Here is a 25,442-nt window from a genome sequence, read left to right on the forward strand (position 1 = left end):
CCGGGCCTCAGGGCGCGGCGGCGAAGGCCGCCTCCAGGCGCGGCACGTAGTCCACGAGGTCCTGGGCCCAGCAGCCTGCGGTGTGGCCGCCGTGGCAGTCGGCGCCCCAGCCGGTGCCGTCGCCGTAGTCGACGTAGTGGTAGGGCAGGTGCAGGGCGTCCAGGCGGTCCTTGACGCGCTTGGCGGTGCCCTCGACCCAGAACTCCATGTCGGCGGGGTTGCCGTTGCCGTTGCCGGTGTAGAGGGCGATGCCGGTGTGGGCGAGCAGGCCCAGCCGGGAGGCCGGGTCGGCGGCGTTCCAGCGCCAGTCGGCGTTGAACACGGGGTACGGGGTGCCGAAGACGGCGTCGCTGGAGACGGTGGGCCCGAAGTCGTAGCCGCAGGGGTGGCCGTCGCTGGGGCCGCACAGCACGGTGCCGACGTTGGTCAGGGTCGCGACGACGGCGCCGCGCATGATCATCTCGTCGGTGGACAGGTCGTTGGCGCCGGACATGCTGAGGACCTGGCCGAACAGCTCGGGGCGGTCCTGGGCGTAGTGCAGGGCGCCGAAGCCGCCCATGGACAGGCCGCCGACGGCCCGGTGGGCGCGGTCGGTGCGGGTGCGCAGGTTCGCCTCGACGAACGGGAGGACCTGGCCCAGGTGGAAGGTCTCCCAGTTCTGCGCGCCGGCGGCGCTGCCCTGGTCGAGCCAGTCGGTGTACCAGCCGCGCAGGCCGCCGTCCGGGATGACCGTGATCATCGACTGGGCGGCGGTCAGCGCGGGGTAGGCCAGCGCCGCATCGCTCGGGTTGTCCGAGGCGCCGTGCAGGAAGTACAGCACGGGGTAGCGCCGCTGCGGGTGCTGCGCGTAGTCGGCGGGCAGCAGGATCCGGATGGTGTGCCGGCCGGCGACCTGGGGGGTGGTGACGGTGATGACGAAGTTGGTGGCGCTGCCGGTGGCGGTGCCGACCTGGGTCAGCCCGAAACCGTCCGTCAGCGGCGGCGGCCCGGCGGGCTCGGCGGGCTCGGCCCCGGCGGCAGTGGCAGCCGCGGGCACGGAGGAGGGCGTGGCGGCGGCGCCGGTCGCGGGCACGGCGAGCAGGAGCAGGCCGGCGGCCAGGGCGGCGACGGCCGTACGGGCGGCGCGCCGCGGCCGGGCGGGCAGGAGCCGGGCTGGGGTCATGGGGTCGTCCTCGGCCTTCGACGGGTCGGTCGCGACGGGTTGTCCCGACGTGGTGTCCTGACGGGCGGTCCGGATGGCAGGCGGTCCGGACGGCAGGCGGTCCTGGCACGGACGGCCCTGACGCAGGCGGCCCTGACGGACCGTCCCGCATCGCCTGTCTGAACATCGACAACTCTCGCCACGTGCCCCGCCCCCGCGCCAGTGCGCCCGGCGACGCACCTGGGCCACTGGCGCATGTGCGCCACCCGCCCGGGTAGGTTCCCCGCAGCCGCCACCCGGCGCGCCCGGGCCACCCGGTACGCCCGGGCGCACCGGCGGACGGCCGACGGGGGCCGGGGGCGGGACGACTTGGGGGGCGCCATGCACGACGTACTGGATCCGGACTCCGAACGCGGCCGCGTCTACCGCTGCCTGGTCGCACGGCCACGCGCCCTCGCCGCGGACCTGGCACACAGCGCCGGCCTGGACGAGGACACCGTGCTGGCCGTCCTGCGCGACCTCGCGGAGGAAGGCATCGCGGTCGCCGTCGACACCGCCGGCAGCACCGACGACCGCCACCACGTCTGGGAGGCACTGCCGCCCGGACGGGTCGTCGAGACGGTCCTGCAGCGCGACGCGCTGCGCCAGGCCACCGCCCGCCGGGCCGGCGCCGAACTGGAACGCCTCTACCGCTTCGCCCGCCGCGACACCGGCAGCTACGGCGCCCTGGACGTGGTCGAGGACCCGGCCGAGGTGCTCGCGGCCAGCCGCCGCCTGCAACTGGCCGCCCGTCACCAGGTGCGCGTCATCGACGTGCCGCCGTACTCCGGCAGCCCCGCCCACTACGCCGACCAGGAGGTGCTGCAGCGCCGCCGGATGGCCGCAGGCGTCGTCTACCGCGCGATCTACCAGGGCTGCGCCTTCGAGGACCCGGTGGCCGGGCCCAACATGGCCCGCATGGTCGAGGCGGGGGAGCAGGCCCGCACCCTGGACGAGCCGCCGCTCAAACTCGCCATCGGCGACGACGACCTCGCCATCGTCACCCTGCCCGCCGACGACCGCCCCGGCGTGGTCTCCCTGCTGGTGCGCCCCTCCAGCCTGCTGCACGCCCTGACCGCCGTCTTCGAGACCCTGTGGCGCCTGGCGGTCCCGGCCAGCGTCGCCGGCGTCGACCTGCGCATCGACGACCGCGACCGCCGCATCCTCACCCTGATGGCCTCCGGCGCCACCGACGACGCCATCGCCCGCCGCCTGGGCCTGGGCCGGCGCACCGTGGTGCGCCGCGTCTCCGTCCTCCTCGCCCACCTGGGCGCCACCACCCGCTTCCAGGCCGGCGTCCAGGCAGCCCGCAAGGGCTGGCTCTGACATCCTCCCCGTCCTGGAGGACGGGGATTCCTCCCGCGCCTGCGGCACGGACGCCCGTGAACCGCTGGTCGCCGAGGCGGGTTCCCCGTTCAACGGGCCGTGCCCGGCGCGGGATCGCCACACCGAGGCCGCCACGCCCGCTCGGCGGTCCCCTTCGCCGCCGTGATGACCTGCTTCTGCACGTCCGTGGACTCCGGGTACGGCAGACCGCCCTTGCGGGCTTCCTTCCGCCGAAGAGCCCTTCCGGATCAGGCGTTCACCACCGTGATCCCGAGCATCCGCGCCCCGCTCTCGGTGCGCGGCCGGTGCCGGCTGCCCGGCGCGAAGGTGACGTAGCTGCCCGCCGGGTGACGCTCCTCGCCCTCGATCACCTCGCCGCTCAGCACGAAGTACCGCTCCTCGGTGGCGTGCACGTCCACCTCCGGCCACCGGCTGCCCGGCGCGAAGTCGATCAGCCAGCCGCGCGCGTACCCGGTGGCCGTCAGCCGGCGCCGCACGATCCCCGGCGCGACCTCGACCGCCTCCACCTCGTCCACCAGCACCGACGTCTTGAGTCCTGCGTCATTTCCGTTCATGCCCCCCACTGTCGCCGCCCCGCACCCGCCGCCCCAGAGTCCGGAAAGACATCCTCGGGTACATTCCTGCCATGAGCGTCGCAGCCCCGGATCCCCCCGCCCCCGAAGCCCCCGAAGCCCCCGAAGCCCGCGAGAGCTCCCCCGTCGGGCGCCGCCACCGGGTGGTGGCCCTGCTCGGCGCACCCCAGTCCCCCTTCGAACTCGCCTGCGCCGCCGAGGTCTTCGGCACCGAACGGGCCGGGCTCCCCACCCACTACGACTTCGCTCTCTGCACCCGGGCCCCCGGCCCGGTGCCCACCACCCTCGGCGCCCCGCTGCTCGTCGAGGACGGCCTGCAAACGCTGGAGTACGCCGACACCGTCGTCATCCCCGGCTGGCAGCCGCCCGGCTCCCCGGTGCCGGGCGACGTCCTGGCCGCGCTGCGCACCGCCCACGCCCGCGGAGCCCGGATCGTCTCCATCTGCACCGGCGCCTTCGTCCTCGCCCAGGCCGGACTCCTCGACGGCCGCAGCGCCACCACCCACTGGGGCCGCACCGCCCAACTCGCCGCCGAATACCCCGCGTTGAGAGTGGACCGGAACGTCCTGTACGTCGACCACGGCGACGTCGCCACCAGCGCCGGCTCCGGCGCGGGCATCGACCTGTGCCTGCACCTGCTGCGCCGCGACCACGGCGCCGCCTACGCCGCCCGGGTCGCCCGGCACATGGTGCTGCCCCCGCACCGCGAAGGCAGCCAGCTGCAGTACGCCGACGCCCCGCAGCCGGCGGCCCGGGCGGACGAGTCGCTGGCGCCGCTGCTGGAGTGGGCCGAGGAGCGGCTGGGGGAGCGGCTGACCCTGGACGGCCTGGCCGCCCGCGCCGGGGTGTCCGGCCGCACCCTGGCCCGCCGCTTCGCCGAGCAGCTCGGCACCAGCCCCGGCCAGTGGCTGCTGGCCCGCCGGATCGACGCCGCCCGGGTGCTGCTGGAGCGCACCGCCCTGCCGGTGGAGGCCGTCGCCGCCCGCGTCGGCCTGGCCTCCGCCGTCAACCTGCGCCGCCGCTTCCACACGGCCCTCGGCACCACCCCGGGCGCCTACCGCCGCACCTTCGGCAACACCACCGCCGCCGAAGCGAATTGACGCGAAAGCCGATTCCCGACCGCCCCGGGTGCGACCACGGCCTTTCGGCGTGCCCGATTGCGGTTGGATCACGACGTGTCCGATTCATCGACCATTGGGCGAGAGTGTGGTGATTGATTTGGTTGGCAGTGGTCTCAGCGGGCTCTCATAATGCCTGCTGACACGCGTGACGGACGGTCCGGAGAACCCGCCGGGGGGAGTGGTTCCCACGAGGGGCCCCGCGCGTGCGAATTCCGCATTCTTATCCCTGGGGGGAATCCCTTGTCCGAGCCCGATCCCGAGCCCGAATCCGAGAACGAGAGCGCCGCCGCCGAACCACAGGCACCTGCCGAACCCCAGCCGCAGGCCGAACCCCAGCCGCAGCCGCCGGCCCCGCGCCGCCTGCCGCGCGCCGTCGGCGTCGCGCTGGCCACCGCCGGCCTGCTCGCCGTCACGGCGGCCAGCGCCGCGGTCACCGTCGCCGTCGGCAAGCCCGCCGCCCGCCCGGCCGCAGCGCCCGCGCCCGCCGCCGCCCCGACGGCGAGCGCGAGCACCGGCGCCACCGCGAGCGCGTCGCCGAGCGCCGAGCCCGTCCCGGTGCCGAGCGCCGTCCCGGCCGAGCCCGCGCCGGCCAGCACCGTCAAGGGCACGGTCAACGGCGCCAAGCACGAGGGCGACCTGCGCTTCTTCCTGCTCCCGATCCCCGCCGGCGGCGAGTCCTACGGCCCCGCGGACGGGATGACGATGAGCGACGAGGACGTCGCCGCCCTGTTCGGCAAGCAGGACGGCATCAAGGACATCCTCGCCTCCTACGGCTACAGGGAGGGCGCCAGCCGGATGTACCGGACCGCCGACGGCAAGGCCGAGGTGACCGTCACCCTGCTGCACTTCGGCTCCGCCGCGATGGCGAGCGAATTCGTCAAGGGCTACAAGATCAAGTCGCTGGACCCGATCGACGTCGACGGCGTCCCCGACGCCCACGGCTACCTGAAGAAGCCCAAGCAGCAGGCGTACACCGGCTCGATGACCGGCATCGCCAGCCAGGGCGACGTCCAGTACACGATCGACGTCGACGTGAAGGGGACACCGGACAAGGCGCTGCTGAGCGAGCTGATGAAGCGCCAGCGCGACTGGCTCGCCTCGGGCGGCTGAGCCCCGCGCCCGTCCTCCGACGCCACCCTTCTCTTCCTCCTCTGGAGCCACTTCCGTGACCACCGAACCCGCGGAGCCGGTACCCGCCGCGCCCGCCGTTGCGCCACAGCCCCCGGCACCGCCCACCGCTCTTCCGCCCACCGCTGTTCCGCCCGCCGCTCTTCCGCCCACCGCTGTTCCGTCCGACTCCCTGCCGCCCGTCGAGCCCGTCGAACCGGGCAGCCCCGTCGAACCGGGCGGCCCCGTCGGGCCGGGCGACCTGCCGGAGTCCGGCCCCGACCGCGAACCCCGCGCCCCGCGCCGCCCCCGCCCGGTGCGGCTGGCCGCGTACGCCCTGGTGCTGGGCACCGTGGCCGGCGCCGGTGTCGGCTACGCCGTGCAGGCCCAGCGCCCGCCCACGCCGCTGCCGCCGCTGCAGGTGGCCCGCCCGTCCTACCCGGTGGAGGCGGTCGACCCGGCCGCGCACGCCGCCGAGCAGCCCGCTCCGCTCGCCATCGACGGCGACCTGACCAAGCTGCTGATCACCGCCCCTGAGGGCAGCACCCCCTGGTCCGACTACCCGGACAAGCCCAGCTGGATCTCGGTCGGCGAGATCTCCGAGCGCGCCGGCGACGCGGCCTTCCGGTTCAAGGACCTCACCTCGCGCGGCTTCCGGCGCGCGGCCGAGGTGGACTGGAAGAAGGACGACGTCCGCTACCGCGTCTCGCTGATGCAGTTCGCGCCGGACCACTCCGACCAGGCGAAGTCCAACACCTGGGAGCCCTTCGCCGGCGACGGCGCCAACGGCGGCTACAAGGTGGAGAGTTCGCCCCGCTACTGGGCCGAGAGCACCGATCAGTACTACTACGGCCAGGCCGTTGCCAAGCGCGGCTCGCTGCAGATGACCGTCGAGGTCTTCGGCCCCAAGCCGGTGGACTCCGCCACCCTCAAGGACCTCGCCAAGCGGCAATGGGAGCGCCTGGTATGAACGACGACACCGTGACCGCGACCCCGGCCGCGCCCGCCGCCGAGCCCGAGTCGATGCCCGCCCCCGAGCAGCCCGCCGCCACCGGGCCCGGCACGCCCGACCCCGCCGACCCCGCCACCCCCGGCTCCCGCCGCCTGCTGCGCGCGGGCGCCGCCACGGCCGCGGCCGCGCTGGTCGGCGTGGCCATCGGCATCGGCATCATCAAGACCCAGTACGACGACCCGGCCCCGGCCACCGCCGCCGCCCCCTCCACCGCGCCCACCCCGACCGCGAGCGCCACCCCGTACGGCGCCAAGTCCAACGGCAGCCACTTCGGTTCGCTGCGCGACCTGCTGCTGCCCGTCCCGGCCGGCTACCGGCCCGGTCCGGACGACGGTGTCTACGGCAACGACACCGAGCTCAACGGCGAGCAGCTGTCCGCCGAGCTGGACGCCGAACTCCAGCAGATCCCCAAGGACAAGCGCGACAAGCTCCGCTCGTACTGGGAGGGCCTGCACGTCAAGGCCACCGGCGTGCGCACCTACCTCTCCACCGGGGACGACCTGGTGATCGGCCTGAAGCTGCGCCAGTTCAACCAGCAGGAAGTGCAGCGGATCAACGAGTACACCGCGGTCTTCACCGGCGACACCGGCCTCTTCCGGATCGGCCCGAGCATCCCGGGCCACCCCGAGGCGCACTGCTACCTGATGCCGGCGCCGCCGTCCGCGCCGATCGACTACCTGGAGTGCTCGGCCGCCGAGGGCGACCTCCTGGTCATCATGAACGCCGAGGGCGTGGCACCGCTGCCCAAGGACAAGATCGTCGCCCTCTTCACCCTGCAGCTCGACCGCCTCGCCCGCCCGGGAGCGTCCGCATGACCGACCACGCCACCCCGCCGCCGCCCGCCTCGGACCCGCTCCCGCCCCAGCCGCCCACGGCTCCGGCCACCCCGCCGGCGCCCGAACCGGCCATCGGGGCAGTGGAGTTCACCGATTTCGCCCCCACCCCCGAGGAACTCGCGCAGCAGCAGGCCCGCCGGGCCCGGCGCCGCAAGGCCGCCGTGCGCTGGAGCTGCGCCGCCCTGGTGTTCGCCCTGGCCGGCACCGGCACCGCCCTGGCCGTCACCGCCCCCGAGCGCACCGACATCCCGGGCCTGGCCACCGCGGGCGACGGCCGCTACACCTTCCCACCGCTGACGCTGCCCCCGCTGCCCTCCGGCAAGGCCGCCCCGGACGGCAAGGGCAAGGCCCTCCACTACGCGGACCTGCGCTACCTGCTGCTGCCCGCCCCCAAGGAGGCCGGCGGCACCATGACCGCGCCGTCCTTCCCGGCCCCCACCCCGAAGGCCACCGCCTCCGGCTCCCCGACGGCCTCCCCGACCGGATCCCCGGCCACCTCCCCGGCGGCGTCCGCAGCCCCCCATCCCGGCGCGGCGCCCGCCCCGGCCCTCGCCGACTGGGTGCCCTGCGACGCGATCCTCGCCGAGCAGCAGGACCCGGCCAAGCTGCGCGAACTCCTCCTGGAAGACGCCTGCCGCGCGGCCACCGTCCGGGAGTGGACGGCCTCCGACGGCACCCGCACCCAGATCCGGCTGCTGCGCTTCGGCTCCGCGGCCGAGTCCTGGGACGCCTTCTCCTCCCTGCGCTCCAAGGGCCGCACCAAGGCCGCCCCGGACACCAGGACCACCGCCCACAAGGACTGGGACACCGTCGACGGCGTCGACCTGACCGCGCTGGAGTCCACGGCGAACGGCCCCAAGGGCAACCCCACCGCCCGCGTCGCCTACCTCTGCGCCGCCGACATTCTCGCCGTCATCACCATGACCAACCCCGACGGCGTCCCCACCCCGCCCTTCCGCCAGGTCGCCACCCTCCAGTCCGACCTCCTGGCCGGACCGCCCGCCCGCCCGACCGTCTGACCCCGCACCCGCCCGCGCGCAGGAAGTCGGCCCCGCCGACTTCCTGCGCACCGCAGGCCGCGCACCCGCGTCGTCAGGCCGTGGCCGCCTCCCACGGCAGGCGGCTTCCCGCGGTGAAGCCGGCCTGAGCGGCGAGGGCCAGGGCGCCGGCCGTCCGCTGCTCCTGCGGATCGGCCAGAAAGGCCAGGACCGGCACCAGTTCACCGTCGGTCAGCCGCTGCTCGCGGGCGGCGGCCAGCAACTCCTCCAGCCGCCGGTGGAACCCCTCGACGTACGCCCACTCGTCCAGCTCCTCCTCCTCCGACTCGTCCTCGTCCTCGTCCGGCTCCGGAATCCGCTCCCAGACCCGGTCGGCCAGACGCTCCTCGACGTGCTCCACCGAACCGGTCAGCCGCATCCCGGGATCCGAAGCACCGGCCGCGCACCGCCAGCCCCCGCCGTCCGACTCCCACCAGAAGCAGAACCCGGCCCGCTCCGCCGGCGCGGGCACCCACGGCGGCGCGCCCGCCAGCAGCTGCGCCACCTCCCGCTCGGTGCTGTAGTCCACGTCGAACCCGCTGATCACCGCCCGCCCGCCCGGCAGCCAGGCCAACTGCCAGCCGTTGCCGCTCCCGTCGTCATGGCTCAGCACACCGCCGGGCCCCACCCAGTACCCGAGCTGTTGCCCGATGCCCTCCTGCAGCACGGCCGTCACCCCGCCCAGCAGCCAGGACTCGGCAGGCGACGGCGGCAGGTAGTCGGACACGACGGGCTCCTCGGGTGATCCGGACACGGGTACGCCTCCCCGGACGCCCACCCGCCCCGGAAGGTTCCCGGCCACCCCCGGCGCCGCAGCCTCCGTCCGCAGATCCCGCCCCGCAGATCCCGCCCGCAGATCCCGCCCCGCAGATCCCGTTGACGTCAGGCGCCCGTGACCGGCAGCAGGCCGCGTTCGGCGAACACCTTCTTGGCGACGAAGGTCGCGTTCAGCGCCTTGGGGAACCCGCAGTAGCCGGCGGAGTGCAGCAGGGCCTCGACGATCTCCTCGGGCGTGAGCCCCACGTTCAGGGAGGCGTTGACGTGGACCTCCAGCTGGGGCTCGCAGCCGCCGAGCGCGGTGAGCATCCCCAGGGTGACCAACTGGCGGTCGCGCGGCGCGAGTTGCGGGCGGCTGTAGATCTCCCCGAAGCCCCAGGCGACGATCTGGTGCCCGAGCTCGGGGCTGATGTCGCCCAGCGATTCCACCACCCGGACCCCGGCCTCGCCGTCGATGCGCTCCAGCACCTCCAGCCCGTGCTCGAAGCGCTCCCGGCGGGCCTGTGCGTCGTTCGCGGCCGTGCTCATGGCGGTCCCTCTCTCCCGGCCGCACCTGCCGGCGGCCACGTCCCGTTCAGCCCCGCCGGGCCGGCGGGGACTCACGGCAAAACCGTAGGACTTGGAGTGCGCTCCAACTCAAGCCCGACACCCGCGCCGCCCGGGTACGGCGTTGCGGGGGCACGGGTGCCACAAGGCCGGGGTGCCGGCGGGTCAGGCGCGGTGGTACTGGACGGGGGTGGGGACCTCCCCGTCGAGCGCGGCGGCGGCGCGGCGGGCCCAGTACGGGTCGCGCAGCAGCTCGCGGCCGAGCAGGACGGCGTCGGCGCGGCCGCCGGCGACGATGGCCTGGGCCTGGGCGGGCTCGGTGATCAGGCCGACGGCGGCCACGGGCAGGCCGGCCTCGGTGCGCACGGCCTCGGCGAAGGGCACCTGGAAGCCGGGCGCGGCCTCGATCCGGGCGTCGGGGACGATGCCGCCGGTGGAGACGTCGAGCAGGTCCACGCCGTGGGCCTGGAGTTCCTTGGCGAGGCGCACGGTGTCCTGCGAGGTCCAGCCCTCGCGGCCGTCCTCGGGGTTCTCGGTGAGCCAGTCGGTGGCGGAGACGCGGAAGAAGACGGGCAGGTCCTCGGGCCACACCGCACGCACCGCGTCGACGACCTCCAGCGCGAAGCGGATGCGGTTCTCGAAGGAGCCGCCGTAGCCGTCGGTGCGGCGGTTGGTGTGCGGGGAGAGGAACTGGTGGATCAGGTAGCCGTGGGCGCCGTGGACCTCGGCGACCTGGAAGCCGGCCTCCAGCGCGCGCCGGGCGGCGTCGGCGAACTCGCCGACGATCTCGCCGATCTGCTCCTCGGTCAGTTCCTGCGGGGCGCTGTGGGCGGGGGAGAAGGGCTCGGCGCCGGGGCCGACCGGCTGCCAGCCGTGCTCCTCGTCCACGGCCAGCGGGCGCCCGCGCTCCACCCAGGTCCGCTCGGTGGAGGCCTTGCGCCCGGCGTGGGCGAGCTGGATGGCGGCGACGGTGCCCTGCGACTTCAGGAAGGCGGTGATCCGGCGGAACGCCGCGGCCTGCTCGTCGTTCCAGATCCCGAGGTCGTACGGGCTGATGCGCCCCTCGGGGCTGACGGCGGTGGCCTCCGTGATGATCAGCCCGGTGCCGCCGGCGGCCCGCGCCGCCAGGTGGGTGAAGTGCCAGTCCGTCGGCACGCCGGCCGCCGCCCCGTCGGGCGCGGCGCTGTACTGGCACATCGCCGCCATCCAGATCCGGTTGGGGACGGTCAGCTCCCGCAGGGTGTACGGGCTGAAGAGAGTGGTGCTCATCGGATCTCCTTCGTGGCTGCCCCGGCGCCGGCGCGGGGGATACACCCGCAACTGATTGCAGCTGCAACTTATGCCCATCAAGATAGTTGCACACGCCGGACACTTGCAAGGGGGTGCCGCACCGGGGCGCGCGGCGCTCCACGGCCGGTGAACCGACGACGGCGCCACCCGGGACTCCCGGGCGGCGCCGCCACTGCGTCAAACGACGGCCGTCAGCACATCCGCCGTCAGCGCACCCGCCGTCAGCGCATTCGCCGTCAGCGCATTCGCCGTCAGTGCACCGGCCGTCAGCGCACCGGCTGCGGCACCCGCTGCGCCGGGACGCCCGGCGCCGTGCCCGCACGAGCGGGCGCGGTAGCCGGCGAGGCGCCGAGCGCCGTACCGCGGGTCTCCTCCGCCCACAGCACGCACACCAGTAGGCCCAGTGCCGTGGTGCCCGCGGCGATCAGCATCGTCGGGCCGGTGCCCAGTCCTGTCAGGGACAGCGGCAGCAGGTAGGTGCCCACCGCCGCGCCGATCCGGCTCACCGAGGTGGCCACGCCCACGGCGGTCGCCCGGATCTCGGTCGGGAACAGCTCGTTCGGATACGTCCAGTCGAGCACGTTGGGCCCGCCGCACAGGAAGGCGTACGCGCACAGCGCCAGCAGGGCGATCGCGGCCGGGGCGGTGGGCCACACGCCCAGCAGGGCCAGCGGCACGGTCATCAGCGCGAAGGACCAGATGATGACGGGGCGCCGGCCGCGGCTGTCGATCAGGCGCAGCGCCGGGTAGCAGCCGAGCAGGAAGACCAGGCTGATCAGCCCGGTGCCCAGGGTCTCCATCACGGTGCCGCCGGGCATGCCGAAGGAGGAGAGGATCTGCGGGCCGAAGGTGAGCATCGCGAACAGCGGGCCGACCTGGCAGAGGAAGAACAGGCCGCAGAACAGGGTGCGGCGCCGGTAGGGCGGGGTCATCAGCAGGCGCAGCCCGCCGGGTCGTGCGGCCTCGGCGGGGTCGGGCATCAGTTCGCGGCCGTCGACCCGGACCCCGAGGTGCTTCTCGACCACGCGCACCGCGTCCCCGACGCGCCCGTTGGCGGCGAGCCAGCGCGGCGATTCCGGCGAGCCGCGCCGGATCACCAGGAAGACCGCGCACAGCACCGTCGAGCTCGCCAGCATCCACCGCCAGCTGCCGGGACCTGCCAGCTCCAGGAACAGGTAGCCCACCACGTAGGCGAGCACCGAGCCGGCGTACCAGGCGACGATCTGCTGGCCGAGCAGGCGGCCGCGGTGCTTGGCGGGCAGCCACTCGGCGAGCAGCGAGGTCGCGATGGGGTAGTCGGCGGCCACGGCCATGCCGAGGACGAAGCGCAGCAGGGTGATCGCCCACACCGCGTCCACCCAGAAGGAGAGCACCGAGCAGGCGACCATGACGAGCAGGTCGGCGGTGTACATCACCTCCCGGCCGATCCGGTCGGTCAGCACGCCGAACAGGGCGCCGCCGACGAACATGCCGACCAGCGCGGCGGCGCCGATCAGGCTGACCTCGGCGGTGGACAGGCCGAGATCGGGGCGCATGCCGATCAGGGCGACGCCGACGATGCTGAGGATGTAGCCGTCCAGCAGTGGCCCTCCCGAGCAGGCGAGGGCCAGCCTGCGGTGGAAGGCGGTATACGGGGCGTTGTCGATCGTTCGGGACATGGGTCTGGGGGTCCTCCGGAGCGTACGGGGCCGCGCTTTTCACGCGCACCGTGCGCCGGGTAGACGGCAGGGTCGACGCCGCCCACCTCGGACGGCGCCACCGCCCGATCACACCGGGCGACCGTCCACGGTTGCCCGGGCCCGCACCGGTCACCACCGGGCCGAAGGTCGACCGGATTCATGCCCAAAGTCCCGAACCGGACAGGGCCTTCGCCCGTGCCGAACCACGCCCTTCCCAGTCCCCGCGGGCCCCACCGCCGTTCGCAGGCCCGCCGGCGCCCGCCGCGTGACCCTTCTCACGGTGAGACCCCCAGGCCCCCTGCCGGCGCCGTCGGTGTGACGGGCGTCCACGGGAGCGCAACGGCGCGGGCCCGCGCCGTTGCGCTCACACCGAGGTCAGGTCACGCGCGCCGAGCAGGTCCTGCGACTGCACGGCGCCGGCGGCGTCAAGGCCGTCACTGCCGCCACCACCGGCTGACCGTCGCGCCCACCCGGTCGCGCTGGTCCGTGCGTTGCGCGGCTTACTGGCCGCCGGGCTCGTGCCGGGCCCGGTGGCGGTGTTCCCGGGGGGAGAGGCCGTAGGCGGTTTTGAAGGCGCGGCTGAACTCGGAGGCGCGGAACATGCCGCAGCGGGCGGCGATGACGTGGACGGGCAGGTCCTGCAGCGCGGGGTCGGTCAGGTCGCGGTGGGCCTTGCGCAGTCGTTGGCTGCGGATCCAGGCGGCGACGGTCTCGCCCTGGGAGTGCTGGGTGAACAGGCGGTGCAGGTGGCTGACGGAGATGTGGTGGGCGGCGGCGATCGTGGCCGGGGTCAGGGCGGGGTCGTGGAGGTTGTGCCGGATGAAGGCCCGGATGTTCTCGACCAGGGCCCGGTGCCGGGCGTCGGGCGGGAGCTGGGAGGCGGCGTCGAGTTCCCGGGCGAGCCAGGCCGCCGTCAGGTCGACCAGGACGGTGCCCAGGCGGGCCGCCTCGGCCGGCTGCAGGACGTCGGCCTGCCGGTCCAGGCCGAGCAGGAACTGCGCGAGCAGCGCACCCGACCCCTCCCGCCCGGACAGCCTGCGGCCGAGCAGGCCGCGCAGCAGCCGCGGAGGGATCGGCAGCAGCGACACCGGGAAGTCGGCGCCCACGCCCTCGACCAGGGGCTTGCCGGGGCCGCCACCGAAGTACCGCCCGTCGTACGGGTCCGAAGGGCCGAGGAGCAACAGGTCTCCCGGTTCGAACTTCTCCGCCTGGTCCGCGCCGCACCGCAGCGTGTGGCCACCCGCCGTCAGGAACGTCAGGTTGTACAGCTCAGGACCGTGCGAGCGGCGCACCATGCGCTCGGTCCGCAGGAACCGCGCGGACGGGAACGACGTCCCCAGCAGGGTCACCTGCCCCAGCTCCGACGACCGCACCTGCGCCGTGAAGGTGTCGACGTGCGCGGTGGTCGCCTCGCACTCCCGGGTCCTTCTGATCACGTCCCGCCAGAGCTCGAACCGATCCCGCGCCGTCATGACGCCGTCCCCCAGCGTGCCCTCCGCACCCGTGCGCATCTCCGCCCCCCTTGAATCACGATCCCCCGCCGGGCCGGCGAGGCCTCCCCACCGACATCTTCGAGCCCGGCCGTGTCCACGCCAAGGAGGAGTTCGGCCAGCGCGCCCAGGACAGGCGCCGAAAACGATCAACGGGGGACCGGGGCCGGTGGGGCCCCGTCGGGCGCCGCCGTGCTACACCGTCGGATCGGCCGGGCGGTCTCCGGCCCATTGCGCCGTGGGGTGACGGGTGATCGGGTAGCCGATCTCGAACTCGTCGGCCCGCATGCGGGTGTCGTTGACCTCGACGACGCTGCCGTCCGGGCCCGTCGTGATGCGGATGATCCGCAGCAGCGGCGTGCCCTTGGGGACGTGGAGGGCGGCGCTCTCCTCCGGGGTCGGCATGCGGGAGGTGATGGTCTCGTGCCAGGCCAGCGGCCCGTATCCGAGCTCGCGTTCCAGGACGTCGTAGATGCCGCCGGGGCCGGTGTCCGCCTGGGCGAGCCGGGTGCCGCGCGCGACGGCGGCGGGCAGGTAGCTGGTCGCGAGCTGGGTGGGCCGGCGGTCGTCCGGGGAGCCCATGAGCCGGTCCCGGACCAGGACCTCCGCATCGGGCGCGAGGTCGAGCACGGCGCAGAGATCGCGCGGCGGCGGCGCCCAGGCGATGGTGGGCCGGCACAGGGCGACCCAGGGCTGGGCGGCGGGATCGAAGTAGTAGCCGCGTTCGTCCCGGAGCACCTGCCGGACGCGGGAGAGCCGCCGGCGCTGCGGAAGGCTCCGGACGACGGTGCCGCGCCGGCGGACGACCTCGACCAGGCCCTCGGCTTCGAGGACGGCGATCGCCTCGCGGGCGGTCTGCTTGGAGATGCCGTACTCCTCGGCGAGGTCGGCGATCCTGGGCAGCACCGTGCCGGGCGGGTACAGGCCGTTGACGATGCCGGTGCGCAGGTCGTCGGCAAGCTGGCGGTAGTGGGCGGGCGGCTTCTCCACGGAGCTCTCTTCCGGTCGGTGATTCGGCGTCAGGCCGATCTACTCATTAGTCCTAGCCTTATTGACAGGGCTTCAGCCGCGAACTGGTGCAGTTCGCCGGTACGAAGACGAGCGGCAGCCCGCACACGCCGGGTGAAGCGGGGCGGTTGTCAGCTGGCGTCGAGGACGCGGTCGGCGCGGTGGAGGAAGTCGGCGACGTCGGGTTCGGTGTGCCAAGGGCCGAGCGCGGTGGTGAGGGTACGCAGGTAGCCGAGGCTTCGGGTGGAGCGGACGGTGCTGAGGATGGTGAGTGCGCGCTCGCCGGCTTCGAGGCCGGGTTCGAGGTTGCGCTGCTGGAGGTGTGCGGTGGCGAGGACGGTCTGGCGGATGCCGACGGCGCGGCTGAAGTCTGCGGCGGGCATGGCCGTGGCCTGCTGGTTCCAGTGCAGTGCCTCGGCCGGGAGATTGAGGTCGCGGTAGATTTCGGTGGCGTCGGCGGCGACACGGGCGCGGGTCAGGTAGGCCAGCCAGGCGGGGTCGCGCGGGTCGGTGTCGGCGGCATCGACCAGGTGCTCGCACCGGCTGAGCGCGGCGGCCGCAGCGCGGGCGTCGCCGACGAGGCCGTGGGCGCGGGCCTGGGCGAGCTTGGCGAAGGCAAGCACGCGGACAGGGGCGTGATCCTTGGCGCACTCATAGGCGCCTTCGGCCATGTCGACGGCCTCGTGCGGGAAACCGCACAGGTAGACGTGCAGGGCCATGGTGGCGAGCACGTACGAACCGACGGCCCGGTCGCCGGAGGCCCGGGCGAGGCGCAGGGCCTGGACGAAGTGGGCCTGGGCGCTGGCGTGGTTGCCCATGTCGACGTCGTGCCAGGCGGCGACGCGGGCGAGTTCGGCGGTGGCGGCGAAGAGCCGGGCACCGATCCTGTCGGTGAAGGTGCCGCGCAGCAGGGGGGCGGCGCGCCGGGTGAGGCAGTCGGTGACCATGGAGGCGCGCCAGTTGCCGCCGCCGTACTTGGAGTCCCAGCGGCGGGCCTCGTCGGCGGCCGTGTGCAGTTCGAGGATGTCGGCGTGGCCGACGCGGGCGCCGGCGACGCGGGCGCGGGGCGGGTCGGCGGGTACGGCCATCCAGCGCATGGCTGCGGGGCCGTAGGCGGTGAGGGCGAAGGGGGTGGCCTTGACGAAGCTCCGGCGGTCCACAGTGCTCCAATACTCGGCCGCGAGGTTGAGGGCCTGATCGGGGTCTCTGTGGAAATTCAAGCCGGTTTCGAGGGTGGGTGCGGGCGTGTCGGCCATGCCCATCTCTTCGAGTGACACCGTACGGCCGAGCCGTTCGCTGAGCGCGAGGGCCAGAAGCGCAGGTGCGGGCGCGTCCGGGACCATGGCGCGGACGGTCCAGTTCCTGATCGAGGTATGCGTGTACGCGCGGTTGACGCCGGCGCGGGCGGCGAGTTCGTTGACGCGGTGGGCGAGGGCGGCGTTGCTGGCCTTGCTGTCCTCGATGAGCCGGGCGAGGCGGTGGTTCGGTTCCCGGCGTGGCGCCATGGCGACCCCTTGGGGTGTCCGATCTGACCGGTGGATTCCGGGGCGGATCTCATTGCCCTGGGCCGCTCTCCCGGGCCCCTGAGCGTATCCCAACCCCGGAGCGTATCCCCAACCCTGGCCCTGTGAACGGGGTTTCGTGATTGTGAGCCCCCATCGTGAGCCCTCCCTTTGGCATCGCCCGGAGGCGTTTGCTGGTTCTCCCCTGCTCACCGTCGACAGGAAGGGTCCAGCCATGGAAGAAGTGCTGATCACCGGGGGTGCGGGCTTTATCGGCTCGCATTTCGCCAGGCGTCTGCTGCGTGCCGAGGACGTGGCCCGGGTGACCGTGCTCGACGCCCTCACCTACGCGGGCAGTGTCGAGAACCTGGGCGAGGCGATGCTCTCGCCCAAGCTGACGTTCGTCCACGGCGACATCTGCGACGCCCAGCTGGTCGACCGGCTCGCCCGTGAGCACGCCGCCATCGTCCACTTCGCCGCCGAGTCGCACGTGGACCGCTCCTTCCACGACACCGGGAGCTTCCTGACCACCAACGTCCTGGGCACCCACACCTTGCTGGAAGCCGCCAGGAAGGCAGGTGTCCGCCGCTTCGTCCACGTGTCCACCGACGAGGTGTACGGGCCGCTCCTGACCGGCCAGGCCGCCGAGACGGACCCGGTGCGGCCCAGCGTCCCCTACGCCGCGTCGAAGGCCGCCAGCGACCTCGTGGCGCTGTCCTACTTCCAGACGTTCGGCGTGCCCGTGTGCGTCACCCGCTCCTCCAACAACTACGGGCCGCGCCAACACCCCGAGAAGATCGTCCCCCTGTTCATCACCCGCCTGCTGAAGGGCCACAAGCTCACTCTCCACGGGAACGGCCAGCACGTCCGCAACTGGCTCCACGTCGAGGACAACTGCCAGGGCATCGACGTGGTCCTGCGCGCCGGCACCCCGGGTGAGGTCTACAACGTCGGCGGTGGCACCGACCTGACCGGCAGGGAGCTGACCGGCCTGCTGCTGCGGATGTTCGATGCCGGGTGGGATCGGGTGGAGTACATCCCCGACCGGGCCGCCAACGACCTGCGCTACGCCCTGGACTGGTCGAAGGTCGCCGCTCTCGGCTACTGCCCCGAGCGCGGGTTGGAGGACGGTCTCGCGGAGACCGCCGAGTGGTACCGCCGTAACCCCGACCGGTGGGCGCCGCTCCTGTCCACGGCCCAGCCGGTCGCCAAGGCCCCCGAGCTCATCGACCACTCGGTGTGAACCCCCGCGACGAACGACGACGGAAGGAAGAAGGGTTGAACCCCACCACCCCTGAGTACCGGCGCAACGCGACCCCGTTCCTCTATGGAGGCGAGGCGGACGCGGTGGCCCGGGTCCTGAAGGCCGGCCAGTACGGGCACACGCAGGTCACCGAGGAGTTCGAGCGGAAAGTCGCCGCGTTCCTCGGCGTGCCCGACGCGGTGGCCGTCACCTCCGGCACCGCCGCGATGCACACCGCGCTCCTGGCCGCGGGTGTCGGCCCCGGCCATGAGGTGATCGTCCCCTCGCTGACGTTCTGGCCTGCGGCGCCGCGCCCCGCTTCATCGAGGTGAACCCGGGCACCCTGTGCATCGAGCCGGACGCGGTGATGGAAGCGATCACCCCCGACACCCGGGCCGTGATGCCGGTCCTGTACGGCGGCCGGGCCGTCGACCTCACCGAGATCCGCGACACGCTTGACCGGCGGGACATCGCCGTCGTCGAGGACGCCGCCCACGCCTTCGGCTCCTACCGCGGCTCCGTGCGGGTCGGCAGCACGGGCGACCTGACGTGCTTCTCCTTCGGGCCGATCAAGAACCTGACGTGCGGGCAGGGCGGCATGGTCATCCCCCGCACTCCGGCGGAAGCCGCCACGGTCCGCCAGCTACGGCTGCTCGGCGTCGTCGCATCGCAGGCGCAACGGCAGGCCGCCACCTCCTACCGCGTGGAAGGCTTCGGGCTGCGGTACCAGCTCTCCTCGCTCAACGCGGCGATCGGGCTGGCACAACTGCCTAAGTTCAAGACCACCGAGGTCAACCGCCAGGAACTGTGGCGGTCCTACCGCTGCGCCCTGCGCGACGTGCCGGCCGTGAGGCTGGTGGACGTGGACGTGGACCACTCGGTCCCGCACCTGTGTGTGGTCCGGGTCGCCGACCGCGAGGAGGTGTTCCGGCGCATGCTCGCCGCAGGTGTCGCGGTCGGCGTCCACTACCCGCCCAACCACCTCCAACCCGCCTTCGCCCCGTGGCGCCGGGTGTTGCCCGTCACCGAGCAGGCCGGCCGGGAGATCCTGACGCTGCCGTTCCACCAGCACATGACCGACGACGACGTGCGCCACGTCGCCGCCACGCTCAAGGCCGCGACCGGGGGCGGGCAGTGAGGCGCGCGGCGGTCCTTGGGAAGGGCGCCTTGGCCGCGCACGCCTGCGAGACGATCGCCGCGCTGCCCGGGACCGTCCTGGACACGGTGATCCCGAACGCGGTCGAGCCGGACTGGGACCTCCGCCTGTCCGACCACGCCGCCGAACACCACCCCGAGGCCCGCATCCTCCGCTCGGGCGACTGGCGGGACCTGGAACCGGGCCGCTGCGACCTCGTTTTCAGTGTCCTCTACGACAAGATCATCGGTCCGGAGCTCATCGACGCCACCAGTCACATCATCAACTGTCACCCCGGCCGCCTGCCCGGCTACCGCGGGGTGCGGCCGGTCAACTGGGCGCTGCGCAACCGCGAGCACTTGCACGGCATCACGATCCACGTCATCGACGCGGGCATCGACTCCGGCCCGATCCTCGCCGAGGCGGTCTTCTCCATCTGGCCCGACGTGGACGAGGTACGCGACGTCTGGGACCGGTGTATGCGCCACGGGCGGCTGCTCATCTCGGACACGCTGCCCCGCCTGGACCAGATCGTGCCCCGGCCGCAAGAGGCAACAGGAGCGGTGACCCATTTCAGCCGGGACAACGTCTCCCTCGGCGACCGGGGCGACTGGACGCGCGAGTCGTCCACCGGCCGGCTTGGGGCGTGAGGACACCGGGGCCCGAGGCGCGTCCGTGCCTCGGGCCCTGCTCCGTGGTCGCGCGTCAGTGCGCGACGGCGGAGAAGAGCACGTCCACCAGCCGGTCGGCGGCATCCGGACGGCCGTGAGCGCGCGCCCGCTCCGCCATGGCCCCACGGCGCTCGGCGTCGGTCAGCAGCGGGTCGACCGCCTCACGGAGGCGCCCCGCCGTCACCTCGCCGAGGAGCGCGATCGCCGCCCCGGCGTCGTGCAGGTGGCTCGCGTTGTGGGCTTGCTCGTTGCCGGCCGAACTGGCGAGCGGAACGAGGACCGCGGCCTTGCCCAGCGCCGTCAGCTCCGCGATCGTGCCCGCCCCGCTGCGGGAGACCACGACATCGGCCAGCGCGAGCACGTCCGGCAGTTCGGGGCCGACGAACCCGGTCAACAGGTACCGGGACGCCAGCTGCGAGGGAAGAGCCGCGGCGCGGGCCCGCAGGGCTTCGACGTGCGCCGGGCCGCACTGGTGGATCACGTTGGCGCCGGCCAGCAGCCAGGGCAGAACGTCCGCCACCAGTCCGTTGATCTGCTCCGAGCCCTGGGCGCCACCGGTGACGTAGACGGTCGGCAGATCGCGGCGGAACCCGTGCAGCCCGAGCGCCTGGACCGCCTTGTCCGCACCACCGGTCAGCACCTCGGGCCGCACCGGGTTGCCGGTGACGACCGCGATCGACCGGGATGCCTCCGGCAGCAGCGGCACGGTGGACTCGGAGGACACCGCGATGCGGGCAGCCCGTCCCGCGAGCGTCCGGTTGGCCAGGCCCAGGCGCACCGTCTGCTCGTGGACGACGAGCGGGCGACGACACAGCGAAGCGGCGATGCCCACCGGCACGGCGACGTATCCGCCCGTGGCCAGTACCACGTCGGGGTCGAAGCGGGAGACCACGGCGCGGGCCTGCGCTACCCCGAGCGGAACCCGCGCCATGTCCCGCACGTTCGCGGGAGAGACCATCCTGAGCGGGTTCCGGTGGCGTCGGATCTTCCCTGTGGCAACCGCAGCGAACTCGATGCCTTCGCTCGCCGCAACCCGGGACTCCAGGCTGTCCGCCGTGCCCACCCACAGGACGTCCAGCGCCCGGCCCGCAGAGGCGAGCCTCGCCCGCGCCGTGCGGACCGCGGTCAGCGCCGGATAGGTGTGACCGCCGGTTCCGCCGCCAGTGACGACGAGCCGCAAAGCCCGCTGCGGAAGACGGCCGACGGCATCGCTACTCACAGGAAGACTCCCAGAATCCGGGTGGCGGACAGGGCGGACGATAGCAGGGCACCGCTACGCCGAACTCCGCATGCCGACCGGACACTTCACCCGAACGAGTACATGCTCGCGCCATCCGGGAACGAGACACCCGGCCGCGCTGGTCCGTGCGTTGCGCGGCTTACTGGCCGCCGGGCTCGCAGCGGGCCCGGTGGCGGTGTTCCCGGGGGGAGAGGCCGTAGGCGGTTTTGAAGGCGCGGCTGAACTCGGAGGCGCGGAACATGCCGCAGCGGGCGGCGATGACGTGGACCGGTACGTCCTGCAGCGCGGGGTCGGTCAGGTCGCGGTGGGCCTTCTTCAGCCGTTGGCTGCGGATCCAGGCGGCGACGGTCTCGCCCTGGGAGTGCTGGGTGAAGAGGCGGTGCAGGTGGCTGACGGAGATGTGGTGGGCGGCGGCGATCGTGGCCGGGGTCAGGGCGGGGTCGTGGAGGTTGTGCCGGATGAAGGCCCGGATGTTCTCGACCAGGGCCCGGTGCCGGGCGTCGGGCGGGAGCTGGGAGGCGGCGTCGAGTTCCCGGGCGAGCCAGGCCGCCGTCAGGTCGACCAGGACGGTGCCCAGGCGGGCCGCCTCGGCCGGCTGCAGGACGTCGGCCTGCCGGTCCAGGCCGAGCAGGAACTGGGCGAGCAGCGCCCCCGAGCCCTCCCTAGCGGGCAGCCCCCGGCCGAGCAGGCCGCGCAGCAGCCGCGGAGGGATCGGCAGCAGCGACACCGGGAAGTCGGCGCCCACGCCCTCGATCCGGGGCTTGCCGGGGCCGCCACCGAACAACCGGGCGTCGTACGGGTGTGAAGAGTCGAGGAACACCAGGTCTCCCGACCTGTGTTTCTCCGTCCGGTCCGCACCGTGCCGCAGCGCTTGGCTACCTGCCGTCAGGAACGTCAGGTGGTACAGCTCAGGGCCGTGCGAGCGGCGCACCATGCGCTCGGTCCGCCGGACTCGCGCGGACGGGAACGAGGTCCCCAGCAGGGTCACCTGCCCCAGCGCCGACGACCGCAACTCCGCCTGGAAACTGTCCGCGTGGGCGCTGGTCGCTTCGCACTCACGCGTCTTCGCCAGCGCGTCCCGCCAGAGCTCGAACCGGTCCTTCCCCGTCATGACGCCGTCCCCCAGTGCGCTCTCCGCACCCGTGCGCATCTTCGCTCCCTTGAATCACGATCCCTCGCCTAGCCGGCGAGGCCTCCCCGCCGATCATCGAGCCCGGCCGTGTCCACGCCAAGGAGGAGTTCGGCCAGCTCACGGGGTGAAGGGTGGACGGGGCGGGAGGCCCAGCCACGGTCGAACAGTGACGAATCGTCAGTCGGATCCGGCGGCAGCCCCCCCTCGGGTGCTGCCGCCGCTCTACCCTGGAGCCGAGATGTGACCGCGCTGCTCGGAGGGAATCGCATGGCTGCTCGACCTGGCTGCCGCTTCGTGGGTGAAGTCGACGTACAGCCAGCAGGGCGGCAACTGCCTTGAAGTCGCACGCGGTTTTCATGAGTTGATGCCCGTCCGTGATTCCAAGGATCCGAACGGGCAGGCCTGGGCATCGTTCGTTGCCGCTGTTCGCAGCGGCGAGTTCGGCGACATCTGAGAGGAACACCATGATCCCTCCTGCAGACCTGGCCGGAGCCGGGTGGCGGAAGAGCACCTACAGCAACGGCGGGGGTGGCTGCATCGAGGTGGATGACGCGCACCCGGGCAGGGTTCGTGACTCCAAGGACCCCAACGGCCCGGCCCTGGTCTTCCGAGCTCAGGCATGGGAGGCATTCATTGCCGCTGTCCGCACTGGTGAGTTCGGCGACGTCTGACCCTGGCGTACCGAAGGCCCGGACCGCGTTCACGCGGTCCGGGCCTGTCCCTGTCGTCTTGATCAGCTTCCTCAGCCGACCGGGACCGGGACGCCCCGTACCAGGAGGGGGAGTCCGGCGCCGTGTTCCCAGGCGTCCCAGGCGTCCTCGACGCGCCGGTACTGGTCCTCGGTCATGGCGTCGCGCAGCCGGCCCTGGGGCACCCAGTGGAGGCCGCGGATCCCGTCCGGCGGCTGGTGCCGGCGGACGACCTCGGCCTGCCGGTGCGTGATCATCCCGCCCGCGTACACGAAGTTGAGGCCTTCGGGGAATTCGGCGGCGGGAACGTAGTCGACCGACAGGATGGTGCGCAGGGAAAGGACGAGCCCGGTTGCCGTCTCCAGGTGCCGGCGGGCCGCGAGGTGCGGCAGCTCGTCCTGCTCGGCGCTGCCGCCGGGCAGGGACAGCCCGTTGCGGTGGACGGAGTCGACGAGGAGGGCGGAGAACTCGTCCGGCTCGTCGGGGTATTCGAGAAGGACGAGGACCTGCTGGACGGATCGCCGCCCGGGGGGCCTGCTCATGAGGCGGGTCTTGCTCAACTCGGCTCCAGATGTGAGGAATTCGGCGGCCACGGCGGTCACAGCGGCCACCCGTCGAACGGCCGACGGTGCGGCTTCCCGCAGGTGCCGGGCGCGATCTCCCTCGGGTCGAGCGACCGGATCACGCCCAGGTCGACCCGACGCTCGGGACCGTTCGCTCCCAGCGGCCGGAGAATCGCCTTCCCGAACTCCACCTCCACGAAGACGCCCTCGCGCGGCTTCCCGTCCTCGGGGCGGCTGAAGTCCTGCACCACCTCGTTGAGTTGGAAGCAGGGGAAGGGGTACTGCGCGTCAGGCATGGGGGTCTCCGTAGGTTGCGCTGCGCTTCCGGCGGTTCACCGGGTGTAGCCATGATGGCGTGATCGCCCTTACTATCGGAAGGCTTTTCCACTTGACAGTTTCCCCTTGTGGTATTCGCGCGCGGCGGAGGTCTGACGATGCGTGAGTCTCGGCTGGATCCATCGGCTTCACCCCTCAAAGCGTTCGGGGCTCAACTGCGCAGGTTGCGCAAGGCGGCGGGGTTGACGCAGACCCGGCTCGGCGAGCTGACGAACCTGAGCGATAGTCAGATTTCGAACCTCGAAAGAGGGACGCGCAGTCCCACGCTCGACTGGGTTCGCAGTGCCGACAGGGCCCTTGATGCCGGTGGGTCACTGGAACTGACGTACTGGAGCCTCAGCGGGTCGTCGCTGCTGGAGGGGTTTTCCGAGTACGCGCAGCAGGAGGCGAAGGCTCAGGGGATCTCCCACTTCGAACTGGGCATCGTGCCTGGTCTGGCCCAGACGATGGAGTATGCCGAGGCCTTCGTGGCCGCAGCCGTTCGACGCGGCAGCATCACCGAGGAAAAGGCCGCAGGTCGACTCGACTTCCTTGCCGCCCGTCAGAAGCTGCTTGATCGGAGGCCGGCGCCTCGCCTGCATTTCGTCCTGGATGAAGGAGCTCTCCTGCGAACCGTGGGAGGGGCCAAGGTGATGGCGCGACAGCTGGCGCATCTCGAAGATCTCGCGAGCCGTCCGAACATCACCATCCAGGTGGCGCCGTTCTCGCTCGCGGAGGAACTGCCGTTCACCATGATGGTCACGCTGCTGACTCTGGCGGATCGGACGCTCCTGGCATACTCGGAGTGCCAGCTGCGTGGCTTCCTCGCGCGAGACACCGAGACTGCTCGGGCCTGGGAGCGGGACTACCATCAGCTCCAGGTGGAAGCGCTGTCGAAGGCTGCGTCACTGGAGATGATCCGCAAGCAAGGCGTGAGAGGAACGTCATGATCCCCCCTGTAGACCTGTCCGGCGCCCAGTGGTTCAAGTCCTCCTACAGCAACAACGGCGGGTCTTGCGTCGAGGTGGCCCCCAACTTCCCCGACCTTGCGCCCGTCCGTGACTCCAAGGACCCCCAGGGCCCGGCCCTGGTCTTCCCGGCCGAGGCCTGGAAGTCCTTCGTCTCCGCTGTCCGCAGCGGCGAGTTCGGCGACATCTGAAACGCCCGCAGGCCCGGACCGCCCCCACGCGGTCCGGGCCTGCGTCATGTCGGCGAAGCGCCGCCCTACGAGCCGGCGGTCGCGGCCTCCAGCGTCGTCGCCATCACCGGGCTGGTGAAGGTGTTCGTCGCGTCCCCCGTGGACTCGTGGTAGGAGCCCCACTTGAGGTAGTTCCGGTTGCCGTCCCAGGTCGTGCCCTTGAAGGTCCCCGACCCGGTGGTGAAGGTCTGCTTCTTGCCGTCGAACCAGAAGTCGATCGTGCCGTCCGTGCGCCCCAGGCGGATCTTCAGCGCGTACGAGTGCCACTGCCCGTTGGCGGTCGGCGCGGTCCACAGCGTGTGCGACACGTGCTTGGTGTCCCACTCCTGCAGCCGGATCCGCCCGTTGGTCGCGTCGATCTCGATCGGGTGGTTGGCCGTGTCCGTGCTCGGGTCGCACTTGAGCTGGAAGACGTAGCGGCTGTTGGCGTCCTTGATGTCCACCTTGGACGACCAGCCCAGGTAGAACGTGTCACCGTTCTTCAAATCCGGGCTCAGCGTCTCGCAGCGCTCCTGCCCGGCGGCCTGGTGGGCCCGCCACACCTTGCCCTTGGCCGCGTCGTTCACGACCTTGAAGTTGCCGGAGGCGCACTGTACGGCGGCGAAGGAGGACGCCCCCTTGTCGGTGCTCGGGGTCCACAGCACCTGCCCCGCCGCGCTGCTGGGCGTCACGGTGGCCCAGGAGAGGGCGAGCACGGTGACGGCCACGCCTCCGTAGGCGAGCTTGCGGCGGTCGGACGGAAGGGACATGCC

At 72.8% G+C, this 25,442-nt stretch carries 26 protein-coding genes and 1 pseudogene; 13 read left to right on the forward strand and 14 right to left on the reverse strand.

The annotated features are described in order from the left end of the window. Window positions 1-7: 7 nt before the first annotated feature. On the reverse strand, window positions 8-1,162 hold the full coding sequence (locus BX285_RS23210; RefSeq protein WP_121177029.1) for an alpha/beta hydrolase family protein: 1,155 nt from the start codon (window positions 1,160-1,162) through the stop codon (window positions 8-10). Between the two features lie 360 nt (window positions 1,163-1,522). Here BX285_RS23210 and BX285_RS23215 point away from each other — a divergent pair, with 360 nt between their 5' ends. Beyond that, window positions 1,523-2,506 carry a TrmB family transcriptional regulator gene (locus BX285_RS23215; protein ID WP_097234493.1) on the forward strand — a complete coding sequence of 328 codons (984 nt, stop codon included), beginning with the start codon at window positions 1,523-1,525 and terminating at the stop codon, window positions 2,504-2,506. A gap of 248 nt (window positions 2,507-2,754) precedes the next feature. Here BX285_RS23215 and BX285_RS23220 read toward each other — a convergent pair whose 3' ends face one another. Beyond that, window positions 2,755-3,081 carry a cupin domain-containing protein gene (locus tag BX285_RS23220; RefSeq protein ID WP_097234492.1) on the reverse strand — a complete coding sequence of 109 codons (327 nt, stop codon included), beginning with the start codon at window positions 3,079-3,081 and terminating at the stop codon, window positions 2,755-2,757. Between the two features lie 161 nt (window positions 3,082-3,242). On the opposite strand from BX285_RS23220, the gene BX285_RS23225 reads away from it, so the two are divergent. The 5 genes from BX285_RS23225 to BX285_RS23245 all read left to right on the forward strand — a co-directional run bounded on the left by BX285_RS23225 (window position 3,243) and on the right by BX285_RS23245 (window position 8,194). After that, window positions 3,243-4,199 (forward strand): helix-turn-helix domain-containing protein, encoded by a 957-nt coding sequence (locus tag BX285_RS23225; protein ID WP_259470745.1) that lies wholly within the window; start codon window positions 3,243-3,245, stop codon window positions 4,197-4,199. 261 nt (window positions 4,200-4,460) lie between these two features. Beyond that, the gene (locus tag BX285_RS23230; RefSeq protein WP_097234490.1) at window positions 4,461-5,330 is read left to right on the forward strand and encodes a hypothetical protein; all 870 of its coding nucleotides are present in this window, start codon (window positions 4,461-4,463) and stop codon (window positions 5,328-5,330) included. A gap of 55 nt (window positions 5,331-5,385) precedes the next feature. Continuing rightward, the gene (locus BX285_RS23235; protein WP_121177034.1) at window positions 5,386-6,297 is read left to right on the forward strand and encodes a hypothetical protein; all 912 of its coding nucleotides are present in this window, start codon (window positions 5,386-5,388) and stop codon (window positions 6,295-6,297) included. Continuing rightward, on the forward strand, window positions 6,294-7,154 hold the full coding sequence (locus BX285_RS37500; RefSeq protein WP_183107151.1) for a hypothetical protein: 861 nt from the start codon (window positions 6,294-6,296) through the stop codon (window positions 7,152-7,154). Before BX285_RS23235 ends, BX285_RS37500 begins: the two co-directional genes overlap by 4 nt. Then, the gene (locus tag BX285_RS23245) at window positions 7,151-8,194 is read left to right on the forward strand and encodes a hypothetical protein (RefSeq protein WP_121177037.1); all 1,044 of its coding nucleotides are present in this window, start codon (window positions 7,151-7,153) and stop codon (window positions 8,192-8,194) included. The genes BX285_RS37500 and BX285_RS23245 overlap by 4 nt, the downstream gene beginning before the upstream one ends. A 73-nt stretch (window positions 8,195-8,267) precedes the next feature. On the opposite strand, the gene BX285_RS23250 is transcribed toward BX285_RS23245, so the two are convergent. The 7 genes from BX285_RS23250 to BX285_RS23280 all read right to left on the reverse strand — a co-directional run bounded on the left by BX285_RS23250 (window position 8,268) and on the right by BX285_RS23280 (window position 16,507). After that, window positions 8,268-8,966 carry a hypothetical protein gene (locus tag BX285_RS23250; protein WP_183107152.1) on the reverse strand — a complete coding sequence of 233 codons (699 nt, stop codon included), beginning with the start codon at window positions 8,964-8,966 and terminating at the stop codon, window positions 8,268-8,270. 128 nt (window positions 8,967-9,094) lie between these two features. Further along, a complete protein-coding gene (locus BX285_RS23255; RefSeq protein WP_097234485.1) occupies window positions 9,095-9,517 on the reverse strand; it encodes a carboxymuconolactone decarboxylase family protein in 423 nt (140 codons plus the stop codon). A 183-nt stretch (window positions 9,518-9,700) separates the two neighbouring features. Continuing rightward, window positions 9,701-10,804, reverse strand: a complete 1,104-nt coding sequence (locus BX285_RS23260; RefSeq protein WP_121177042.1) for an NADH:flavin oxidoreductase/NADH oxidase — start codon at window positions 10,802-10,804, stop codon at window positions 9,701-9,703. 287 nt (window positions 10,805-11,091) lie between these two features. Further along, entirely contained in the window at window positions 11,092-12,483 is a 1,392-nt protein-coding gene (locus tag BX285_RS23265; protein ID WP_121177044.1) for an MFS transporter, read from the reverse strand. Window positions 12,484-13,004: 521 nt separating this feature from the next. Next, a complete protein-coding gene (locus BX285_RS23270) occupies window positions 13,005-14,015 on the reverse strand; it encodes an AraC family transcriptional regulator (RefSeq protein ID WP_121177046.1) in 1,011 nt (336 codons plus the stop codon). Between the two features lie 174 nt (window positions 14,016-14,189). Beyond that, complete coding sequence (locus BX285_RS23275; RefSeq protein WP_097234482.1) at window positions 14,190-14,984, reverse strand: GntR family transcriptional regulator; 795 nt, start codon at window positions 14,982-14,984, stop codon at window positions 14,190-14,192. Between the two features lie 149 nt (window positions 14,985-15,133). Then, window positions 15,134-16,507: a sporulation protein gene (locus BX285_RS23280; RefSeq protein WP_097234481.1), complete on the reverse strand. Its 1,374-nt coding sequence runs from the start codon at window positions 16,505-16,507 to the stop codon at window positions 15,134-15,136. A gap of 232 nt (window positions 16,508-16,739) precedes the next feature. On the opposite strand from BX285_RS23280, the gene rfbB reads away from it, so the two are divergent. The 3 genes and pseudogenes from rfbB to BX285_RS23295 all read left to right on the forward strand — a co-directional run bounded on the left by rfbB (window position 16,740) and on the right by BX285_RS23295 (window position 19,532). Then, the gene (gene rfbB / locus BX285_RS23285) at window positions 16,740-17,747 is read left to right on the forward strand and encodes a dTDP-glucose 4,6-dehydratase (RefSeq protein WP_097234480.1); all 1,008 of its coding nucleotides are present in this window, start codon (window positions 16,740-16,742) and stop codon (window positions 17,745-17,747) included. Window positions 17,748-17,851: 104 nt separating this feature from the next. Beyond that, window positions 17,852-18,885: pseudogene (locus tag BX285_RS23290) on the forward strand (DegT/DnrJ/EryC1/StrS family aminotransferase). 29 nt (window positions 18,886-18,914) lie between these two features. Then, window positions 18,915-19,532 (forward strand): formyltransferase family protein, encoded by a 618-nt coding sequence (locus BX285_RS23295; protein WP_257032199.1) that lies wholly within the window; start codon window positions 18,915-18,917, stop codon window positions 19,530-19,532. A 55-nt stretch (window positions 19,533-19,587) separates the two neighbouring features. On the opposite strand, the gene BX285_RS23300 is transcribed toward BX285_RS23295, so the two are convergent. Beyond that, window positions 19,588-20,733, reverse strand: a complete 1,146-nt coding sequence (locus BX285_RS23300) for a glycosyltransferase (RefSeq protein WP_121177049.1) — start codon at window positions 20,731-20,733, stop codon at window positions 19,588-19,590. A 199-nt stretch (window positions 20,734-20,932) separates the two neighbouring features. Continuing rightward, complete coding sequence (locus BX285_RS23305) at window positions 20,933-21,943, reverse strand: helix-turn-helix domain-containing protein (protein WP_259470653.1); 1,011 nt, start codon at window positions 21,941-21,943, stop codon at window positions 20,933-20,935. A 280-nt stretch (window positions 21,944-22,223) separates the two neighbouring features. Here BX285_RS23305 and BX285_RS23310 point away from each other — a divergent pair, with 280 nt between their 5' ends. Both BX285_RS23310 and BX285_RS23315 read left to right on the forward strand, forming a co-directional pair. Next, complete coding sequence (locus tag BX285_RS23310) at window positions 22,224-22,379, forward strand: DUF397 domain-containing protein (protein WP_259470654.1); 156 nt, start codon at window positions 22,224-22,226, stop codon at window positions 22,377-22,379. 10 nt (window positions 22,380-22,389) lie between these two features. Further along, window positions 22,390-22,596 carry a DUF397 domain-containing protein gene (locus BX285_RS23315; RefSeq protein WP_121177054.1) on the forward strand — a complete coding sequence of 69 codons (207 nt, stop codon included), beginning with the start codon at window positions 22,390-22,392 and terminating at the stop codon, window positions 22,594-22,596. A gap of 71 nt (window positions 22,597-22,667) precedes the next feature. Here the strand turns inward: BX285_RS23315 and BX285_RS23320 are convergent, their stop codons facing one another. Then, the gene (locus tag BX285_RS23320) at window positions 22,668-23,156 is read right to left on the reverse strand and encodes an NUDIX domain-containing protein (protein WP_147465220.1); all 489 of its coding nucleotides are present in this window, start codon (window positions 23,154-23,156) and stop codon (window positions 22,668-22,670) included. Between the two features lie 56 nt (window positions 23,157-23,212). Further along, window positions 23,213-23,473, reverse strand: a complete 261-nt coding sequence (locus BX285_RS23325; RefSeq protein WP_097234474.1) for a hypothetical protein — start codon at window positions 23,471-23,473, stop codon at window positions 23,213-23,215. Window positions 23,474-23,611: 138 nt separating this feature from the next. On the opposite strand from BX285_RS23325, the gene BX285_RS23330 reads away from it, so the two are divergent. Both BX285_RS23330 and BX285_RS23335 read left to right on the forward strand, forming a co-directional pair. Continuing rightward, complete coding sequence (locus BX285_RS23330) at window positions 23,612-24,442, forward strand: helix-turn-helix transcriptional regulator (protein ID WP_121177059.1); 831 nt, start codon at window positions 23,612-23,614, stop codon at window positions 24,440-24,442. Next, window positions 24,439-24,651, forward strand: coding sequence for a DUF397 domain-containing protein (locus tag BX285_RS23335; protein ID WP_121177062.1), 213 nt, complete (start codon window positions 24,439-24,441; stop codon window positions 24,649-24,651). The genes BX285_RS23330 and BX285_RS23335 overlap by 4 nt, the downstream gene beginning before the upstream one ends. A 65-nt stretch (window positions 24,652-24,716) precedes the next feature. Here BX285_RS23335 and BX285_RS23340 read toward each other — a convergent pair whose 3' ends face one another. Beyond that, on the reverse strand, window positions 24,717-25,439 hold the full coding sequence (locus BX285_RS23340; RefSeq protein WP_097234471.1) for a heparin lyase I family protein: 723 nt from the start codon (window positions 25,437-25,439) through the stop codon (window positions 24,717-24,719). Window positions 25,440-25,442 lie beyond the last annotated feature (3 nt).

The sequence above is a fragment of the Streptomyces sp. 1114.5 genome, from assembly GCF_003635085.1.
Classification (GTDB): Bacteria; Actinomycetota; Actinomycetes; order Streptomycetales; family Streptomycetaceae; genus Kitasatospora.

Coding starts and splice junctions, on each gene's coding strand:
- BX285_RS23210 (WP_121177029.1), bottom strand. CDS start 1,162: ATGACCCCAGCCCGGCTCCTGCCCGCCCGGCCGCGGCGCGCCGCCCGT.
- BX285_RS23215 (WP_097234493.1), top strand. CDS start 1,523: ATGCACGACGTACTGGATCCGGACTCCGAACGCGGCCGCGTCTACCGC.
- BX285_RS23220 (WP_097234492.1), bottom strand. CDS start 3,081: ATGAACGGAAATGACGCAGGACTCAAGACGTCGGTGCTGGTGGACGAG.
- BX285_RS37500 (WP_183107151.1), top strand. CDS start 6,294: ATGAACGACGACACCGTGACCGCGACCCCGGCCGCGCCCGCCGCCGAG.
- BX285_RS23245 (WP_121177037.1), top strand. CDS start 7,151: ATGACCGACCACGCCACCCCGCCGCCGCCCGCCTCGGACCCGCTCCCG.
- BX285_RS23255 (WP_097234485.1), bottom strand. CDS start 9,517: ATGAGCACGGCCGCGAACGACGCACAGGCCCGCCGGGAGCGCTTCGAG.
- BX285_RS23260 (WP_121177042.1), bottom strand. CDS start 10,804: ATGAGCACCACTCTCTTCAGCCCGTACACCCTGCGGGAGCTGACCGTC.
- BX285_RS23265 (WP_121177044.1), bottom strand. CDS start 12,483: ATGTCCCGAACGATCGACAACGCCCCGTATACCGCCTTCCACCGCAGG.
- BX285_RS23270 (WP_121177046.1), bottom strand. CDS start 14,015: ATGCGCACGGGTGCGGAGGGCACGCTGGGGGACGGCGTCATGACGGCG.
- BX285_RS23280 (WP_097234481.1), bottom strand. CDS start 16,507: ATGGCGCCACGCCGGGAACCGAACCACCGCCTCGCCCGGCTCATCGAG.
- rfbB (WP_097234480.1), top strand. CDS start 16,740: ATGGAAGAAGTGCTGATCACCGGGGGTGCGGGCTTTATCGGCTCGCAT.
- BX285_RS23305 (WP_259470653.1), bottom strand. CDS start 21,943: ATGCGCACGGGTGCGGAGAGCGCACTGGGGGACGGCGTCATGACGGGG.
- BX285_RS23315 (WP_121177054.1), top strand. CDS start 22,390: ATGATCCCTCCTGCAGACCTGGCCGGAGCCGGGTGGCGGAAGAGCACC.
- BX285_RS23320 (WP_147465220.1), bottom strand. CDS start 23,156: ATGAGCAGGCCCCCCGGGCGGCGATCCGTCCAGCAGGTCCTCGTCCTT.
- BX285_RS23325 (WP_097234474.1), bottom strand. CDS start 23,473: ATGCCTGACGCGCAGTACCCCTTCCCCTGCTTCCAACTCAACGAGGTG.
- BX285_RS23330 (WP_121177059.1), top strand. CDS start 23,612: ATGCGTGAGTCTCGGCTGGATCCATCGGCTTCACCCCTCAAAGCGTTC.
- BX285_RS23335 (WP_121177062.1), top strand. CDS start 24,439: ATGATCCCCCCTGTAGACCTGTCCGGCGCCCAGTGGTTCAAGTCCTCC.
- BX285_RS23340 (WP_097234471.1), bottom strand. CDS start 25,439: ATGTCCCTTCCGTCCGACCGCCGCAAGCTCGCCTACGGAGGCGTGGCC.